General features: G+C 42.0%; 1 protein-coding gene (only partly in view). It reads left to right on the forward strand.

All coding sequences use genetic code 11. From position 1 onward, the window contains the following. On the forward strand, positions 1–20262 hold the 3' portion of the coding sequence (locus TX72_RS13810; RefSeq protein ID WP_158305720.1) for a SwmB domain-containing protein. The gene continues 12084 nt to the left of window position 1, outside the view; only the last 20262 of its 32346 coding nucleotides appear in the window; the start codon falls outside the window, past its left edge; the stop codon is at positions 20260–20262. Positions 20263–20707 lie beyond the last annotated feature (445 nt).

Raw genomic sequence — 20707 nt, forward strand, 5'->3', positions numbered from 1 at the left:
ACTGATGTGTTTACATATACTGTTAATGATGGAACTAACCAAACCACTAATACAATTACGATTAACCTCGTTGACACTACTGTTGTTCCTCCTACCAACAGCTCATCGTCAACAAATAGTGCTAGCTCTATCAATCTTGTAATGTCGGAGGCTATTAAAAGTAATGTCACTGCCCTTCAGTCTATCTCGGACTTTTCCAGTATCGGTCCATTCTTTTCATTACAAATTGGCAATCAGACTCTTGCCTATGGAACTGGATCCGGCACATTCTCTATGGACAAAGTCAACAGCACAACACTTACATTTATTGTAAATACCGAGTCTGATTATATTCAAAATGTACATGAATTGGTACAACTTGTTTATAATCCAACAGGGGCTAATACTCATCATTTAAAGGATTTGGACGGCAATTTTGCTTCTGGTTTCACGCAACTAGTTACCAATCAATTTGTTGCACCATCTGTTTCCAGTGCAACGACGACCAGCTCGAATGTCGTGACAATGGTACTGTCTGAGAATGCATTGAGCAACAGTGCCAATCTCTCAGCCATTACTAATTTTGCCGATCTTGGTGCTCTATTCTCTGTAAAAGTAGGCAGCCAGACGTTGAGTTATGGAGCTAGCGGTGCAGGCACATTTAGCCTCGGTAAGGATGGATCCAATAACAACAAGTTAGTCTTTACGATCAATACAGAAGCTGACTACCTGCAAAACGATCAAGAGGTTGTACAGATTATCTATAACGCTGATCCCAGCTCTACGACACATAACCTAGTTGATTCTGACGGGAACCAGACAACAGATTTCACATTTACTGCGGCTAATAGCTTCTTAGCACCATCTGTTTCCAGTGCAACGACGACCAGCTCGAATGTCGTGACAATGGTACTGTCTGAGAATGCATTGAGCAACAGTGCCAATCTCTCAGCCATTACTAATTTTGCCGATCTTGGTGCTCTATTCTCTGTCAAAGTAGGCAGCCAGACGTTGAGTTATGGAGCTAGCGGTGCAGGCACATTTAGCCTCGGTAAGGATGGATCCAATAACAACAAGTTAGTCTTTACGATCAATACAGAAGCTGACTATCTGCAAAGCGATCAAGAGGTTGTTCAGATTATCTATAACGCTGATCCCAGCTCGACGACACATAACCTAGTTGATTCTGACGGGAACCAGACAACAGATTTTACATTTACTGCGGCTAATAGCTTCTTAGCACCATCTGTTTCCAGTGCAACGACGACCAGCTCGAATGTCGTGACAATGGTACTGTCTGAGAATGCATTGAGCAACAGTGCCAATCTCTCAGCCATTACTGACTTTGCCAATCTTGGTGCTCTATTCTCTGTCAAAGTAGGCAGCCAGACGTTGAGTTATGGAGCTAGCGGTGCAGGCACATTTAGCCTCGAGAAGGATGGATCCAATAACAACAAGTTAGTCTTTACGATCAATACAGAAGCTGATTATCTGCAAAACGATCAAGAGGTTGTTGAAATTATCTATAACGCTGATCCCAGCTCGACGACGCATAATTTAGTTGATTCTGACGGGAACCAAACAACAGATTTCACATTTACTGCGGCTAATAGCTTCTTAGCACCATCTGTTTCCAGTGCAACGACGACCAGCTCGAATGTCGTGACAATGGTACTGTCTGAGAATGCATTGAGCAACAGTGCCAATCTCTCAGCCATTACTAATTTCGCCAATCTTGGTGCTCTATTCTCTGTCAAAGTAGGCAGCCAGACGTTGACTTATGGAGCTAGCGGTGCAGGCACATTTAGCCTCGGTAAGGATGGATCCAATAACAACAAGTTAGTCTTTACGATCAATACAGAAGCTGATTATCTGCAAAACGATCAAGAGATTGTTGAAATTATCTATAACGCTGATCCCAGCTCGACGACGCATAATTTAGTTGATTCTGACGGGAACCAAACAACAGATTTCACATTTACTGCGGCTAATAGCTTCTTAGCACCATCTGTTTCCAGTGCAACGACGACCAGCTCGAATGTCGTGACAATGGTACTGTCTGAGAATGCATTGAGTAACAGTGCCAATCTCTCAGCCATTACTAATTTTGCCAATCTTGGTGCTCTATTCTCTGTCAAGGTAGGTAGCCAGACGTTGAGTTATGGAGCTAGCGGTGCAGGCACATTTAGCCTCGGTAAGGATGGATCCAATAACAACAAGTTAGTCTTTACGATCAATACAGAAGCTGACTATCTGCAAAACGATCAAGAGGTTGTTCAGATTATCTATAACGCTGATCCCAGCTCGACGACACATAATTTAGTTGATTCTGACGGGAACCAGACAACAGATTTCGCATTTACTGCGGCTAATAGCTTCTTAGCACCATCTGTTTCCAGTGCAACGACGACCAGCTCGAATGTCGTGACAATGGTACTGTCTGAGAATGCATTGAGCAACAGTGCCAATCTCTCAGCCATTACTAATTTTGCCGATCTTGGTGCTCTATTCTCTGTAAAAGTAGGCAGCCAGACGTTGAGTTATGGAGCTAGCGGTGCAGGCACATTTAGCCTCGGTAAGGATGGATCCAATAACAACAAGTTAGTCTTTACGATCAATACAGAAGCTGACTACCTGCAAAACGATCAAGAGGTGGTTCAGATTATCTATAACGCTGATCCCAGCTCGACGACACATAACCTAGTTGATTCTGATGCGAACCAGACAACAGATTTCACATTTACTGCGGCTAATAGCTTCTTAGCACCATCTGTTTCCAGTGCAACGACGACCAGCTCGAATGTCGTGACAATGGTACTGTCTGAGAATGCATTGAGCAACAGTGCCAATCTCTCAGCCATTACTAATTTTGCCGATCTTGGTGCTCTATTCTCTGTAAAAGTAGGCAGCCAGACGTTGAGTTATGGAGCTAGCGGTGCAGGCACATTTAGCCTCGGTAAGGATGGATCCAATAACAACAAGTTAGTCTTTACGATCAATACAGAAGCTGACTACCTGCAAAACGATCAAGAGGTTGTACAGATTATCTATAACGCTGATCCCAGCTCTACGACACATAACCTAGTTGATTCTGACGGGAACCAGACAACAGATTTCACATTTACTGCGGCTAATAGCTTCTTAGCACCATCTGTTTCCAGTGCAACGACGACCAGCTCGAATGTCGTGACAATGGTACTGTCTGAGAATGCATTGAGCAACAGTGCCAATCTCTCAGCCATTACTAATTTTGCCGATCTTGGTGCTCTATTCTCTGTCAAAGTAGGCAGCCAGACGTTGAGTTATGGAGCTAGCGGTGCAGGCACATTTAGCCTCGGTAAGGATGGATCCAATAACAACAAGTTAGTCTTTACGATCAATACAGAAGCTGACTACCTGCAAAACGATCAAGAGGTTGTTCAGATTATCTATAACGCTGATCCCAGCTCGACGACACATAACCTAGTTGATTCTGACGGGAACCAGACAACAGATTTTACATTTACTGCGGCTAATAGCTTCTTAGCACCATTTGTTTCCAGTGCAACGACGACCAGTTCGAATGTCGTGACAATGGTACTGTCTGAGAACTCATTGAGCAACAGTGCCAATCTCTCAGCCATTACTAACTTTGCCGATCTTGGTGCTCTATTCTCTGTCAAAGTAGGCAGCCAGACGTTGAGTTATGGAGCTAGCGGTGCAGGCACATTTAGCCTCGAGAAGGATGGATCCAATAACAACAAGTTAGTCTTTACGATCAATACAGAAGCTGATTATCTGCAAAACGATCAAGAGGTTGTTCAGATTATCTATAATGCTGATTCCAGCTCTACGACACATAACCTAGTTGATTCTGACGGGAACCAGACAATAGATTTTACATTTACTGCGACTAATAGCTTCTTAGCATCGTCTGTATCAAGTGCAACGACCACCAGCTCGAATGTCGTGACGATGGTGCTGTCTGAGAACTCATTGAGCAACAGTGCCAATCTCTCAGCCATTACTAATTTCGCCAATCTTGGTGCTCTATTCTCTGTCAAAGTAGGCAGCCAGACGTTGACTTATGGAGCTAGCGGTGCAGGCACATTTAGCCTCGGTAAGGATGGATCCAATAACAACAAGTTAGTCTTTACGATCAATACAGAAGCTGATTATCTGCAAAACGATCAAGAGATTGTTGAAATTATCTATAACGCTGATCCCAGCTCGACGACGCATAATTTAGTTGATTCTGACGGGAACCAAACAACAGATTTCACATTTACTGCGACTAATAGCTTCCTAGCACCATCTGTTTCCAGTGCAACGACCACCAGCTCGAATGTCGTGACGATGGTACTGTCTGAGAATGCATTGAGCAACAGTGCCAATCTCTCAGCCATTACTAACTTTGCCAATCTTGGTGCTCTATTCTCTGTCAAAGTAGGCAGCCAGACGTTGAGTTATGGAGCTAGCGGTGCAGGCACATTTAGCCTCGGTAAGGATGGATCCAATAACAACAAGTTAGTCTTTACGATCAATACAGAAGCTGATTATCTGCAAAACGATCAAGAGGTTGTTCAGATTATCTATAACGCTGATCCCAGCTCGACGACACATAACCTAGTTGATTCTGATGCGAACCAGACAACAGATTTTACATTTACTGCGACTAATAGCTTCCTAGCACCATCTGTTTCCAGTGCAACGACCACCAGCTCGAATGTCGTGACAATGGTATTGTCTGAGAATGCATTGAGCAACAGTGCCAATCTCTCAGACATTACTAACTTTGCCAATCTTGGTGCTCTATTCTCTGTAAAAGTAGGCAGCCAGACGTTGAGTTATGGAGCTAGCGGTGCAGGCACATTTAGCCTCGGTAAGGATGGATCCAATAACAACAAGTTAGTCTTTACGATCAATACAGAAGCTGATTATCTGCAAAACGATCAAGAGATTGTTGAAATTATCTATAACGCTGATCCCAGCTCGACGACGCATAATTTAGTTGATTCTGACGGGAACCAAACAACAGATTTCACATTTACTGCGGCTAATAGCTTCTTAGCACCATCTGTTTCCAGTGCAACGACGACCAGCTCGAATGTCGTGACAATGGTACTGTCTGAGAATGCATTGAGTAACAGTGCCAATCTCTCAGCCATTACTAATTTTGCCAATCTTGGTGCTCTATTCTCTGTCAAGGTAGGTAGCCAGACGTTGAGTTATGCAGCTAGCGGTGCAGGCACATTTAGCCTCGGTAAGGATGGATCCAATAACAACAAGTTAGTCTTTACGATCAATACAGAAGCTGACTATCTGCAAAACGATCAAGAGGTTGTTCAGATTATCTATAACGCTGATCCCAGCTCGACGACACATAATTTAGTTGATTCTGACGGGAACCAGACAACAGATTTCGCATTTACTGCGGCTAATAGCTTCTTAGCACCATCTGTTTCCAGTGCAACGACGACCAGCTCGAATGTCGTGACAATGGTACTGTCTGAGAATGCATTGAGCAACAGTGCCAATCTCTCAGCCATTACTAATTTTGCCGATCTTGGTGCTCTATTCTCTGTCAAAGTAGGCAGCCAGACGTTGACTTATGGAGCTAGCGGTGCAGGCACATTTAGCCTCGGTAAGGATGGATCCAATAACAACAAGTTAGTCTTTACGATCAATACAGAAGCTGATTATCTGCAAAACGATCAAGAGGTTGTTCAGATTATCTATAACGCTGATCCCAGCTCGACGACACATAACCTAGTTGATTCTGATGCTAATCAGACAACAGATTTTACATTTACTGCGACTAATAGCTTCTTAGCACCATCTGTTTCCAGTGCAACGACGACCAGCTCGAATGTCGTGACAATGGTACTGTCTGAGAATGCATTGAGCAACAGTGCCAATCTCTCAGCCATTACTAATTTTGCCGATCTTGGTGCTCTATTCTCTGTAAAAGTAGGCAGCCAGACGTTGAGTTATGGAGCTAGCGGTGCAGGCACATTTAGCCTCGGTAAGGATGGATCCAATAACAACAAGTTAGTCTTTACGATCAATACAGAAGCTGATTATCTGCAAAACGATCAAGAGGTTGTTCAGATTATCTATAACGCTGATCCCAGCTCGACGACACATAACCTAGTTGATTCTGATGCTAATCAGACAACAGATTTTACATTTACTGCGACTAATAGCTTCCTAGCACCATCTGTTTCCAGTGCAACGACGACCAGCTCGAATGTCGTGACAATGGTACTGTCTGAGAATGCATTGAGCAACAGTGCCAATCTCTCAGCCATTACTAACTTTGCCAATCTTGGTGCTCTATTCTCTGTCAAAGTAGGCAGCCAGACGTTGAGTTATGGAGCTAGCGGTGCAGGCACATTTAGCCTCGGTAAGGATGGATCCAATAACAACAAGTTAGTCTTTACGATCAATACAGAAGCTGATTATCTGCAAAACGATCAAGAGGTTGTTCAGATTATCTATAACGCTGATCCCAGCTCGACGACACATAACCTAGTTGATTCTGATGCTAATCAGACAACAGATTTTACATTTACTGCGACTAATAGCTTCCTAGCACCATCTGTTTCCAGTGCAACGACGACCAGCTCGAATGTCGTGACGATGGTACTGTCTGAGAACTCATTGAGCAACAGTGCCAATCTCTCAGACATTACTAACTTTGCCAATCTTGGTGCTCTATTCTCCGTCAAAGTAGGCAGCCAGACGTTGAGTTATGGAGCTAGCGGTGCAGGCACATTTAGCCTCGGTAAGGATGGATCCAATAACAACAAGTTAGTCTTTACGATCAATACAGAAGCTGATTATCTGCAAAACGATCAAGAGGTTGTTCAGATTATCTATAACGCTGATCCCAGCTCGACAACGCATAATTTAATTGATTCTGACGGGAACCAGACAACAGATTTTACATTTACTGCGGCTAACAGCTTCTTAGCACCATCTGTTCAATCACTTACAACTCCGACTAACAGTTCAGTTAAGCTGATATTGACGGAAAATGCGCTTTCCAATTCTACTAATATCTCCTCTATTACTAACTTTGCTAGTCTTGGTGGTCTATTCACTCTCAAAATTGGCTCACAATCCTTATCTTATGGTACTGGTGCTGGCACATTTAGCTTGACCAAGGATGGCTCTAATAATAATATATTGATATTTACCATCAACACTCAGGCAGACTATATACAAAATGTTGAAGAATCTGTTCAGCTTTTATATAATGCAGACTCTAGTTCCACCACACATAATCTGATTGATTCTGACGGTAATCATACTTCCGACTTTAATCTCGCGGCTTCTGTTTCTTTCCAAGCAGCACCTTCAGGTCAAATCGTAATTTCTGATATTCTAGAAAATTCAACGCTTTCACTTTCCTCTACCGATATTCTTTCACTTATCTCTGATCCTAATAATGACACCTTAAATACTTCTTCCATCACCTCTCTCTCTATTGCAGCTACAAGTAATGCAACTGTAGCCTTAGGTTCTTCAACACTCACTGGTCCTGTGAGTGATACATGGACATTCTCACCTGGCGACTTCTTTGGTGAGGTTCAGCTCACCGCTGTCGTTAATGACGGCAATAGTGGTGGTGCATTATCAACAACATTTACTTCCACCTTTAATGTTTTACCAGTAAATGATGCACCAGTTCAGTCATCCTCTGCTACTTTGTCGTCTGTTGCAAGAGGGCAGAATAAAGACATTACACTTTCTGATTTACTTGGTAATATTACTGATACTGAGACCACACAGCTGAGTGGTACTTTAACCTCCGATCTATCTATTGTTGGAAACTCTGTATCGACCAATAAGGGTACTATTACTTACGACAGTGTGAATACTAAGTGGGTTTACAATTCAACTTCTACCAATTCAGCTGGAGACTCAATCACAGATAGTGGGAGTGTCACTTTATCATATGTCGTCACAGACGGCACTAACCAGGTATCAGCATCAGCAACCTTTACTGTTGATGATACTAATGCTGCACCTACTGGCTATATAGAGTTCTCTGATATTTTAGAAAATTCTATTTTAAAGTTTACTTCTGCTGATATACTTAACAGGATTTCTGACCCTAATGCCGACACTCTAAATTATGCTTCAATTACTAGCCTTACTATTGTAGACAACTCTAATAACTCATCTATACCCAATGGTTCACTTCTCCGTCAGGATGATACATCCAATAACTTATCGAATTTTACTTTTTCACCTGCTGAATTTACTGGTGTTGCTAAGATTTCTGCAGTTGTCGAAGATGGCAATGGTGGGTCTACTACGTTTACGACTACGTTTAATGTTCTTTCCGTTAATGATGATGCACGCTTCAATTCCTCTGATAGTGTCTCTCCTACCCTTTTATCAGCTTCGTTATCCTCAGCTGATTCTAAGTCTATAAGTTTATATTTCTCGGAGTCTCTTGATAATTCTATTGTTATTGAAAATAATACATTTGTTGTTAAGGATTCCAATAATGCTACACTTTCTTACACTGTTACTAGAGACACTACTGATTATTCCTCCAACGACTCTGTTATAACTCTTGTACTTGATTCAGCGATTTCTGATACTAATAATTTAACTGTTTCATATTCTGGATCATCAATTGTAGACGCCTCTAGTGCAAACTCGTATGCTGGTAATGCTTTGTCTGCATTTAGCAATCAGGTCGTTTCTAATACACGTGTTAATAGTCCTTTAATTATAAGTGGAAGTCTTGGGCTTGATGGTAAGACTTTAACACTTAACTCCAGCAAGGCCCTTGATTCAACTGACGTTATTTCTTCATCTACATTTACTGTCCAATCCTCAACAGACGGTTCTAACTGGGTGACTGTTCCATATTCTGTTGATGGCGATTCTTCAGACTATATTAACACTGCTTCTTCTATTGTATTGAAACTAGATGATGCCCTGATGTATTCACATCAGGTGCGCGTTAGCTACGCTTCAACAACTATAGAGGATTCTTCTCAAACTTACGATCTTGCCACGTTTAGTAATTTCTCTATACAAAACCGTTCTAGTGTCTTCACTCTTGAATCCCTTGCCTCGACCAATTCAGTTATTTACGAAGACCTTGGTTTTGATGGTACGCCAACAACAGCACAAATAATTTCTCTTGCTGCGGAAGGTACTGTTAATCCAGATTCAGTTGTTGTTGGTAATTACTATACCATTGAGTCTGTTGGTAGTACTGATTGGACTGCGATTGGTGCTTCCGCTAATGCTGCTGGTACCACGTTTAAAGCCACGAATACTGGCACTGGCAATGGTACAGCTTCTACTAATTATTTAATTCTAGATTCTGAGATACTTGGCAAGTATTATGATGTTGAGAGCTCAGCTCTTTCGCTTTATAACGTCGTAGCTGACAATGGTACCTTTAAACGCAATGATGCTAATACAGGCTGGTTCTATCGACCTGTGGTTAACTATTCAGGTCAAGTAGTTGTTTCATTTGATGTTTTTGATGGTACTTCTTTTACCCCTGGTAGTGCCACGTTAGATGTTCAATCGATTAATGACATACCTGTCAGGATTGCTGGTAATGTTTCAGGTATCATTATTCCTGAAGGGGCTTCAACCGATACGTCACCTCCAACGCTTGCTCATGCTTCTGTAAATGGTTCATCTGTTTTACTCCACTTCTCTGAGGCTCTAGATACTTCTACGGTAGTCAACTCCAGTATGTTTGACATTAAAGTTGGCGGGAATGAGGTAACTTATACTGTTAATGGTAGTACTGCTGATTATTCCAAATCAAATACAACTCTGTCTCTTACACTTTCAAGTGCTGTTTCGGCTACCGATGTTGTAACCATTGATTTTCCCTCTTATACTCGCATAACAAGTCTTGGTACAACGACGAACTGGACTAATCATGGTGCTGTCCAAACCGCAGCTGGCAATTTTGTTGTGGGTCGCGAATACATTATTAACACAGCAGGTGATACTTCGTTTACGGGTATTGGGGCTACTAACAATAATGTTGGTACTGTGTTTATTGCAACTGGTGCCGGTAGTGGTTCAGGCAATGCATTAGAGACAAACTTCGTAGCTACATCTTCGATAACTGGTGATGGTGTCTCTGTTGATAATGTGCTCAAGGACACTGCTTTCTCGGCAAATAAACTAGTTGCATTTAGTGGAAGTTCAATTTCTAATATTACTGGGACTGATACTACAGTTCCGGTTCTTACCAGTGCTTTACTTGCTCCTGATGGTAAGTCTGTCAAACTAGTCTTCTCAGAGCCTTTAGATACATCTGTTTCATTAAATAATTCTACCTTTAACGTCAAAATGTCTGCTGATGGTGTTAATTACTCCGCTCACTCATATTCTATTGATGCAACCAGTGCTGCTTATTCTGATGGTGATTCAACTATCAGCTTAACCTTTGCCACCGCTGTCGACTATCAAGCCCTCCTTACCCTTGATTACCAAGGCACCAACATAAAGGATACTTCTGGTAATGCCTTGGCCACAATCGCGACTGCTTCACCGATGTCTATAAAGAACAATGTTCGTGTTTCTTTGGGTCTATCTGCGCTTTCCTATCTACCTGGTCTTGGTGATGATGAATCTATCAATTCTTCCACTATTCAAACGCTTACTTACAAGATTACAGCTTTACCCTCTTCTTTAGTTGGCCAACTGCAGTTGATCGATGGTACTCCAGTAGTCCTTAATGACACCTATAGTATTGATCAGCTCAGGCAACTTCAATTTGAATCTTTCTCTGGTGCAAATGGTACTACTTCCTTTACTATTAATATAGCTGATTCCGCCGGTTCCTCTATTAATGAGGTGATTCCAATCGGTACGTCTTTTGTCAACGACGGTCCAATCCAGACTGGCCCTGCTTTTGTATTTAGCGCTGTTCAAGAGGATAATACGTTAGATATTACAAAGGCTCAGTTGCTGACAGGTTATGTTGATGAGGAGGGCAACCCAATGTTTGTTAATGGTTTGTCAGCCTCAAACGGCACACTTAGTCAATCTGGTGACACATGGACGTTCACTCCAATAGAGCATTTTGTCGGCACCGTTGACCTAATGTATGTTATTAATGACAGTAATGGTGGCGGAATACTTGCAACCAACTCTTTTCAAATTACAGAGGTTAATGATGCACCTGTTCGTGATGATGGTTCAAGCTTTAATACTTTAACAGTACTTGAAGATGGTCCAGTCTCCTCGATGAATCTTCCATCGACACTTTCGTACTCAACTGGTGGTGAGGGTCGTTCTACTGGTGAAACCTCTCAGTCCCTCACCTATACAGTTACTTCTTTACCTGTCACTGGCGGTGGTGCCTCTGCTGGCACTATATATAAAGATAACGGTACATCTGTCGCTGCCGGTAGTTTTGTTAGTGGTACAAAGTATTATATTTCAGCTTCGGGTACTACTGATTTTACTCAAATCGGTGCTGCTAATAACAATGTCGGTACTAGCTTTACAGCAACAGGAGCCGGTGCCGGCACTGGTGAAGCAGTAGCTATAACAACAGTTGACTTATCCAATCCTTCACTAACTCTTACCGAACTAAAAGGTCTTAAATTTCAACCTGCTGCAAATATAGTTGGTACTTTTACTCTGGGCTTCACTGTTTCTGATGATGGCCCTAATACCAACGACGGAAATGTAAAGACCGATAAAAATAGTCTTACTCAATCTGTTGGGATTTCAATTCTTAATTTTAATGATACCCCTGTTTTACCAACCCCATCTATTGCTTTCACATCGAATGGAACAGAGGACACTGCTTTTACATTTACAGAAGCAGATTTTCTAGCTGGTGTGACAGACCCTGATCTTGATTCCAACGCTAATCCCACCAATCCCTTTGGTGATGTGTTATCAATATCTAATCTTTCCGCTTCGAATGGTACATTAATTGGCCCCGTGAATGGGGTTTATACGTTCACACCGAGTGCTAACTTTAACAGTGATCTTGGTGGTGTTGTTACTTTTAATTATTTGATTAATGATGGCCAAGGTGGCTCCATCGCTAATACTATTACAAGGACTATTGATCCCGGCAACGACTCCCCTGTTGCTACTTTTAATACTGCACAGTTTGCCTCTGAGAATGGAGGTACTCTTACAGGCCAGTTAACTGCTACCGATATTGAACTTTCTCGAGGTGACAATGCTGGTAAAACCCTCACTTACACTCAGACGAATACTGTTGCTGGCTTTGCTCTCGCTGTTGATGGCTCCGGTTCATTTACATTTGATACTGCTGATACTACCTATCGTTACTTAGCACTTAACGAAACACTTACGCTTACTATTAACTATCAGGTTACAGACGAGGTTCTTGGTACTAATTTTGGTAGTTTAACAGCTCAGGACCTCGCAAACACTAAAGGTTCTTTCACGATCACTCTGACTGGTTCGAATGACGATCCTTATGCAGTAGGCGGTGCCTTGGCTGCTCTTACGCCGGGAACGGAAGATACGACGTCTACCTTCACCATTGCAGACTTGACTCAAGGCTATGCTGATTATGATACCTCTGATGTTTTAACTGTTCAATCACCTACTGCCTATAAGGTTGTTGACGGTGTGACCACTGACGAGATTGTTGGCTCCTTTACTCCTAACCTTGTCAATAATATTCTGCAAAGCTATACCTACCAGCCATCTGCCAATTTTACCGGTAATTTAGAAGTCAAATATGTTGTCTCTGATAGTAAGGGGCCCGGTATCGCAGGTTCGTCAACTCTTGTCATCAACGCGGTGAATGACACGCCTGTACCGACGTTTGCCTTCAACCAGTCCGCATCGGAGGCTGGTGCTGTCGTGACTGGTCAATTAACTGCGGACGATACTGAAATTACTACAGGCGAACAAGCAGCTACTTCCCTTACTTATTCATTAGTTGGAGATGCTATTGCAGGTCTCACCATTGCCGCCGATGGACAATTCACCTTTGATCCTACGAATGCTGCGTATGAGTATTTGGCGAACGGTGAAGAGCAGGTAATTACGGTTAATTACCGAGTCACGGACCCTGGCAATTTGTTTGCTGATAAGTCATTTACTATTACTATTAATGGTACAAATGACAATGTTGTTGTTGATTTGAACGCAATCGCGACTCTTGCTGCAGCAACAGAAGATACTGCTTTCGTTGTCAGTATTGATCAGCTTTTACAGGGCTTCAGTGATGTAGATACCTCAGATGTTTTGGTCGTTCAGGGTCTGACCGCATTTAAGGCTAATGCTGCTGGCACTGCTCTCGATGAAGTTGCAGGTACTCTCACTCGTGTTGAGACCAATGGTGTGCTTACTGGATATCAATTCACGCCAGTCGCCAACTACAACGGTAATGTTGCACTGAAGTACACTGTTGTTGACGGCAATGGTTCTGATATCGCTGGCTCACTTGTTCTCAACGTGAATGCAGTTAATGATATTCCTGTCCCGTCCTTTGGTATCAATCAGGTTACATACGAGGCCGATACATTGGTTACCGGCCAATTAACTGCTGATGATATTGAGATTGGTACTGGTGAGCAACTTGCAACATCTCTGATTTATACGTTATCCGGAAATGCAATTCCTGGCTTTGCTATTGCCAACGATGGGGCTTTCACCTTTGATCCCACGAATCCTGCGTATGAGTACTTGGCTGCTGGTGAAGAGCAGGTGATTACGGTCAATTACCGTGTAACTGATGCCGGCGGATTGTTTGCTGAAAAGAACTTTACCTTCACCGTTAAGGGTACGAACGACGATCCTGTCGTTGACTTGGGTGCCATCGCGGCCCTTGCAGCTGCAACTGAGGATACGCCTTACACTGTGAGTGTTGATCAGCTTTTACAAGGCTTTAGTGATGTTGATACTTCAGATGTTTTGGTCGTACAAGGCCTCACGGCGTTTAAGGCCGATGCTGCTGGAAATGCACTTGATGACGGTGCTGGCACTATTTCTCGCGTAGAGGTCAATGGTGTTCTTACTGGGTATCAATTTACTCCTCTTGATAATTACAATGGTAATGTAATACTTAAATATACCGTCGCTGATGGTAATGGCCCTGGAAGAGCTGGATCCTTGCCCCTTATTGTTAATGCTGTCAATGATCTGCCTGTTCCCACCTATGATACAAATTTGGTTAATACAGAAGGTAACGAATTAGTCACTGGCCAGTTAACCGCAGTTGACAACGAGATTATTACTGGCGAGCAACTTCCAACTTCACTGACTTATACACTGTCTGGCAATGCAATACCGGGACTGACTATTGCTGCAGATGGGGCGTTTACCTTTAATCCTCAGGATGCTGCTTATGACTATTTGGCATTTGGTGAGGAGCAGATAATTAATGTTAACTATAGAGTAACTGATGCTGGAGCTTTGTTTGCTGAGAAGACCTTTACCATTACTGTTAAGGGTACAAATGATGATCCCGTTGTTGATGTTAACCAAACTGTAGCACTAGCTGCTGCCACCGAAGATACCGAGTACTTAATTACAACCGCTGATCTTCTCGCGGGTTATAGCGATGTTGATACAACAGATGTTTTGACTGTTGAATCACTCGTTGTATACAAAGCTGATAATGCTGGACTTCCTACTACCGAGTTAGGAGGTTCCGTGACGCCTGTTGTTGTGAATGGTGTTACAACTGGTTATAATCTTCTGCCTGCTGATGATTATTTTGGTGATGTTGTTGTCACCTATATTGTCTCGGATGGCAATGGGCCTGGAGTACCTGCTACCTCGACTATTACTGTCAACCCTGTAGTTGACGTTCCTCGTGTAGGTAATCTAGGTGAAAAGGGATTGAATTTAGGTCAAACACCTGAGGATACTCCTACTACCTTCACCACTGCTGATTTGTTAGCAGGCTTTACTGATCCCGATGGCTTCGAATTGACGATTAAGCCTGATTCTGTGACAAACGCCTATTCCACGATTACTTTGGAAGGTGATACCTATACCTTTACACCTAATCTAAATTTCTCCGGTTCGACTCAAATTGATTTTACAGTTGTCGATGCTGCTGGTAATGAGGTTCCATTTTCAAAATTTATCGATGTTATTGAAGTTAATGATCCGCCTTCGATCACTCTTGATCGCGATGCATTGGATTCCGATTATAAGTCTAAGACATATTTGATTCCGTTTGAGCAGATTTTCGCTGTTGTTCCAGCTAATCCAGTGGTTGAGCTTATTGATCCTGATTTATCTATTACAACTCAAGTCGTTGGTGATTCACTGAGTATTGAAATTCCTGCTGCCTATACTGAGGACGTCTCATTTATGTTTGGTGATACCGTTGTTGATCCAAACTCTTTATTTACGTTAGACGTACTTAGACCTTTACAGGTTTCTGACCGTAATGTTGTAGCTGGTTTTGAACGCTTCTTTGCCTTATCTGATTTTGGATTCGGTGATGTTGAAGGTTTGCCTTTACAGTCTGTTCTGATTCAGGTGCCTGATACATCTCTTGGTACTATTCGTGTTGGTTCGGGTAACTTTGACACCGACACTGAGAATGTGATTCAGCTCACCCCACTCGCTTCTAGTGATTTCAACCAATCAAATGTTTTTGAGGTTACACGGGAACAAATTGAGACCGGTAGTGTTTATTTTGTTGCCAATCCTTCTCCACTAAATGCTGGCAAGTCTGCTGATCTTGAATTCATAGTAAAAGATGAGAGTGGTGATCTGTCAACACTCCCAGGTCTGCTTAGAATTACTATACAAGAGGCACCAGAATCTGTCCAAGATTTTATTGCTAATTCAACTTACGAACCTATTTTCGATGCCGAGCTTGGACTTAATCGTTTTGACTCTGTTGACACCATAATCTCTTCTATAGGTATAACTCGTGACGAAGCCTTGTCTGTTATACGTTCTACTTTGCCTATTCGCACTGCGGCCAATAGCTTTGATGCCAGTGTAGAGACTCCTTTCAGTTATGTAACCCAAAATGAGGTTGAATATCGGTGGGATATTGGAGCATTTGACATCTTTGAATATGATTTCACCAGTAACACGCAAACCCTGGTTCTCGACTTCGCTTCTTTAACAATTGATTCCGACCTATACCAACATTTTGCCGACCTCTATACCTATTCATTAGCTAATGATCTTGATAATGCTTATTTGGCTAGTAAACTTGTTGAGTTAATTCCTGGTTCTAATGACCGGCTCAATAAGATTGAAGATGCATTTTCTCTTTCTAATTACGATGATATATATAGCTATTTGACCGCTTCTGGCAGGAACGGACCTGAGCTACTTGATATTACTACTGATAATACCCAGAAGCAGTTTGTTCGTTTGTACTCTGCTATTGCTTCTTCACCTATTCTTTCTAATACCTTTAATGAAGGTCGTGATCTACTTGTCCAGAGTGTTCTGGATCTTATTAATCCCCCTTCTCCATTACCCAACCGACTTGTTGATAATCTGAACGATCTTTTTACTGAGAAGACTAGTTCTTTAGCCTCTTCTTTTGTTCTGCCCTCTGGTATTGCATTGTCTCCTGAAGGTTTAGATAGATTAAACCGAGTTACAAATTTGGTAGGTACGGGTGGTTCTTCTGACTTGTTAGCAGCCTCTGAATTTTCTACTAATACCCCTCAGCTATTAAATACTCTTAGTGACCAAAATATTATCTCTGATACAGGGTCTCTTTTGAATAATTTTGGGCAGCCTGTATTGAGTGACGGTGAACCGCTTATTATCTCTGACTACCAATCATTGGTTAGTTCTTTTGTTGATACAAATCTCACTACATTTTCCGACGACTTCCTTGAGAATGATTCTATCTCGGGCGAATTAGCGCGTAACATTGTCCTCAATGAGATTTCTGAACGAGTTGTTCAGGCTGCTGATTCATCTACGGTACCGGAAGTTATTAGTTCTACTCTAAATAATCTACTTGCTGCTGCCTTGCAGTTAGATCCTGTTGCTGAGGACGCTAAAACTGAGTCGAATCGTCTTCTTAAGATGGCTCTGAGTGTTGATTCTTTGGTTGAGCAGCGTCCCCTTTATGAAGTAGACGAGGCCACAGGTCAGCCCAAAACTGTTTTTGACCCGAGATCGAATACTGATGTGTTTGTTGTTAATGAGGAAAATCAGGCCTTTTATAATGCTGCACTTGAGCAGCAAGATGTTTTACAGGCAGATTATGTTGGTCTTACCTTAGAGCAGTGGAAGGATATTGATAACCAACCTAATTCTGCTAAAGTTAAAGCTGACCGTATTAACGCTGTTAAGATAGGAATCTCTTATGCTGATTATCTTAATTTTGCGAACTTAAATCCTCTTGACTCTGAGGTTTGGTCTATTTATCCTTTTGTTGGTTACGTTGAGGCAGGTACATTTGATTCTGATGACTTCTTAGTTGTTGATAATCTCTTTGTTGACCCACAGGCAGCTCTCAATAATCTTATCTCAAGTGGGATTAACAAAGGTGTCAGCTTTGATGACTTCTCAAGTCTTCTCTTTAATCAGCCAATTTACACACCAAGTACAGTATCGTCTGATTCTGGTGCTGAGATTACACGTGCAGATGCTATTACATATGCCTCTACTGATCCATCCAGTGCTCTTTATATTGCCGCAATGGACTCTAATTTCCAGGAGGGTAATGTTATTAAGGCATATAAGACTACCAACCCCAACCCTTACAAATTTACTATTGAGGATTTTGATGACGCTAATTTACTTACCGATGGCCTTCAAGTTAGTTATCTTGTAAACTATACATATGGTGATTTAGCTGTCGGTGATTCTGGTTATACCTTTAATGTTGCTTCTGGTTATTCACCAGATCTTGTTGGTCATGACTTAGATGAGTTTAATTTGGCCTTGAAATATGTTTCCGAATATGACTTATTAAGCTACGGTGCCACTCCTGTTGAGTCAAGTAATGATTTACCTGTTGAACCTGGTCAGCAAGTCTTTACATGGGAGTCTAACCCAGAAAATATAATTGATAAGTACGGACAGCAAAGTGCGCCACTTTATGATCTAGATGGACGTGTCATTACAAAAGCTGGTTGGTATGACTTCACTCTTCGTCCAACAACTGAGACTGAATTTGATCCCGAATTAGAGGAGCAGGTGCCAGTTTGGCGTGACGGTGCTCGCTTTATTTATGCGGATTATTATACTGTTGACGTCGGTAACTTCTTAACCGACAATGATCCTGCAAACGACGAACTATTAATACCAGCCAATAGCTGGTATGTACCTTCTCAATCTGACTTACTTGAAGAGGAAGAGGGTGTTCTACCGGAAGGTGTCGCTTTTAGGCGTATTGTTGGTTTAGAGCTAAACTTTACAGACAACGCATTCGGAGATAAAGACCCAGGCATTGGTCGAGTTGTTGACCCCTTTGGTACTGGTGCAAAGTCTAACTCTTCATCGCTGTTTACTTCTAACTTTACTTCAGACAATCTTTTCAACGAGGAACCACCTGATCCTAAATTTATTCTTAAAAGAAATGAGAAAAAAGTATTAAAGACTGCGGTAGTTTTAGATGAGACAAAAAAAGCTGTTGATCTCGAAGCAGTCGTTTTAGACGAGACTCAAAAGGCTGTTGATCTTGATGCTGTTTTGTTAGAGGACGATCAGGTAGCGGTCTCTCGTGATCTTCTTGTCACTGATGAATTGTTTACTTCTGATGTTGACATGACAAATCTCCGCCTTGTTGATGAGAATGCTGTGATTCTTGCCCTCAATGAAAAGACTGTCGATATTGATGCGGTCATACTTGAGGACGATCAGATTGCTATTTCTCGTGATATTTTGGTTACTGACGAGTTATTTACATCTGATGTCGACCTAACTAATCTTCGTCTCGTCGATGAAGATGCTGTTGTTCTTGAACCCACTCAGAAGGCAGTTGATATCGACGATGTTGTTTTATTAGACAATCAGATAGCAGTTGATGATGATGCTGTTATCCTAGATCCAACCGAAAAAGCTGTAGATATTAATGCAATCATTCTTCTGGATGATCAGGTTGCTTTCAATATTGATGATGTTCCTGTCTCTCTTGATGGATTAAAACTTGTTCCTGATGATGCTGTTGTTCTGGATCCTAACCAGCAAGCAGTTGATGTCAACACGGAGATTCTTCAGCCTGATCAGAAGGCTGTACCGCTTGATGCGCCAGAAGTTGCCAATGACGCATCAGGTTCTGGTAAGTACAAGCAACCACCTTCTGATATTAAGCAATCCGGTTCCGGTGTAGATGCTCCTGGTATCAGTGATATTGCGGCACTCAAGTTTGGTGAGGATGCTCCTGGTACTGGTAACGGAGACGGTAATGGCCAGGGGGCTGGAAGTTCAAACAGCTCAGGTTCAGGTGTTGGTGTATCAATGAATGAACAAGCCACTCAATTCCCTGAGGGAGAGGGTGATGGTGATAGCGACTCTGTAGAACAACGAGGTCAGGGAGCGCCTGGACAGGGTGATGGTGAAGGCGGAGAAGCAGCACTTGGTGATGACCAAACTCCCACAACACAGCGTAAGCGTGGTCTTATGTTGCAGCCTATTGTTGAATCAGAAAGTGTGGATGAAGATGCTAAATCTTCCTCGAACCTTTTGAAAAATTTAAGCGAAGGCTCAATAATGGGTACAAATCTCCTTGACGCACTAACACTTGGTGGAGGAATTCTTTACGCTCTTTATGCTCCTCAGGCTGTTAAACCTATCAAACGTACTTTTGGCTCTCTTTTGGGCAGACTAACAGGACGTAGTACTTCTATTCCAGAGCGAAAAGTAGCTACTGTGTTTGCTATGAAGCTTCCTGATGGAACACAGCGACTTATTGCTGCCAAAGTTACAACCCAGTCAATTGATATAATTGCTCAGCAGGACATGCCTTCTGGTATGAGTGTTACGCAAGCTGGTAACCAGGAGCAAGTTGATTTTGCCTTTAACCAATTGTTGGATAAAATAACGAATGAATCTTTTGATTTGATGCTTGTTGGACCTCGTCTCCGTAATCAAATATCTCTTGTTGCCAAGCTTGCCTCAGATTCCCTTATCCTTGATACTTCTTCAATTGAGCAGAAACTTAAATCATGTTCTCAAGATGAGGTTAAGTCATTACAACAATGGCTTGATCGTCCCAGCTCCACTCCTCCTGAGTCCAATCCTGTCAAGGATCTATTGAGTGTACGTCAAAGTGATTATTCGAAGAGTTTAATGACTCAGCAGGCTTCTATGGCCAGTCTTGTAGAGCTGAGTGTTGCATTATCTTGGAAGGACTGAATTTTAGAATAGCGGCATATATTAGTTTCTTCCTTTATCTTGTATCATCTGCTTTAATTTTAGCTCATTTAGCTTATTTTCTTCTTTTTCTCTCTTTCGTCGCTAGTTACTTGTTGTTTTATGCCTTTTCAAGGTCTTTTATTTGTTCTGGCCTAATATTTGTTTTATACCGATTCGGCATGTTTTGTTATTTTAAATCCTAAACTTACCCGCGACGTTCTAATCCTTTGATATCTGTACATTGTATGATAGGCTGATGTTTGTTTTTTTCCTGTGCAACCACAGCACTATTAACTATTTTTGAATAATTCTTATGATGTTACGGTCACTATATGGAGACTGCGATAATACCTTTTTAACGTCAAGTGAAGAGGCTTAGTCTTGTTACAACTCCCCACAGTAACCATACCAAGTGCTTTGATTTTATTCCCAAAATTATTGATTA

The sequence above is a fragment of the Parasynechococcus marenigrum WH 8102 genome (assembly GCF_000195975.1).
Lineage (GTDB): Bacteria > Cyanobacteriota > Cyanobacteriia > PCC-6307 > Cyanobiaceae > Parasynechococcus > Parasynechococcus marisnigri.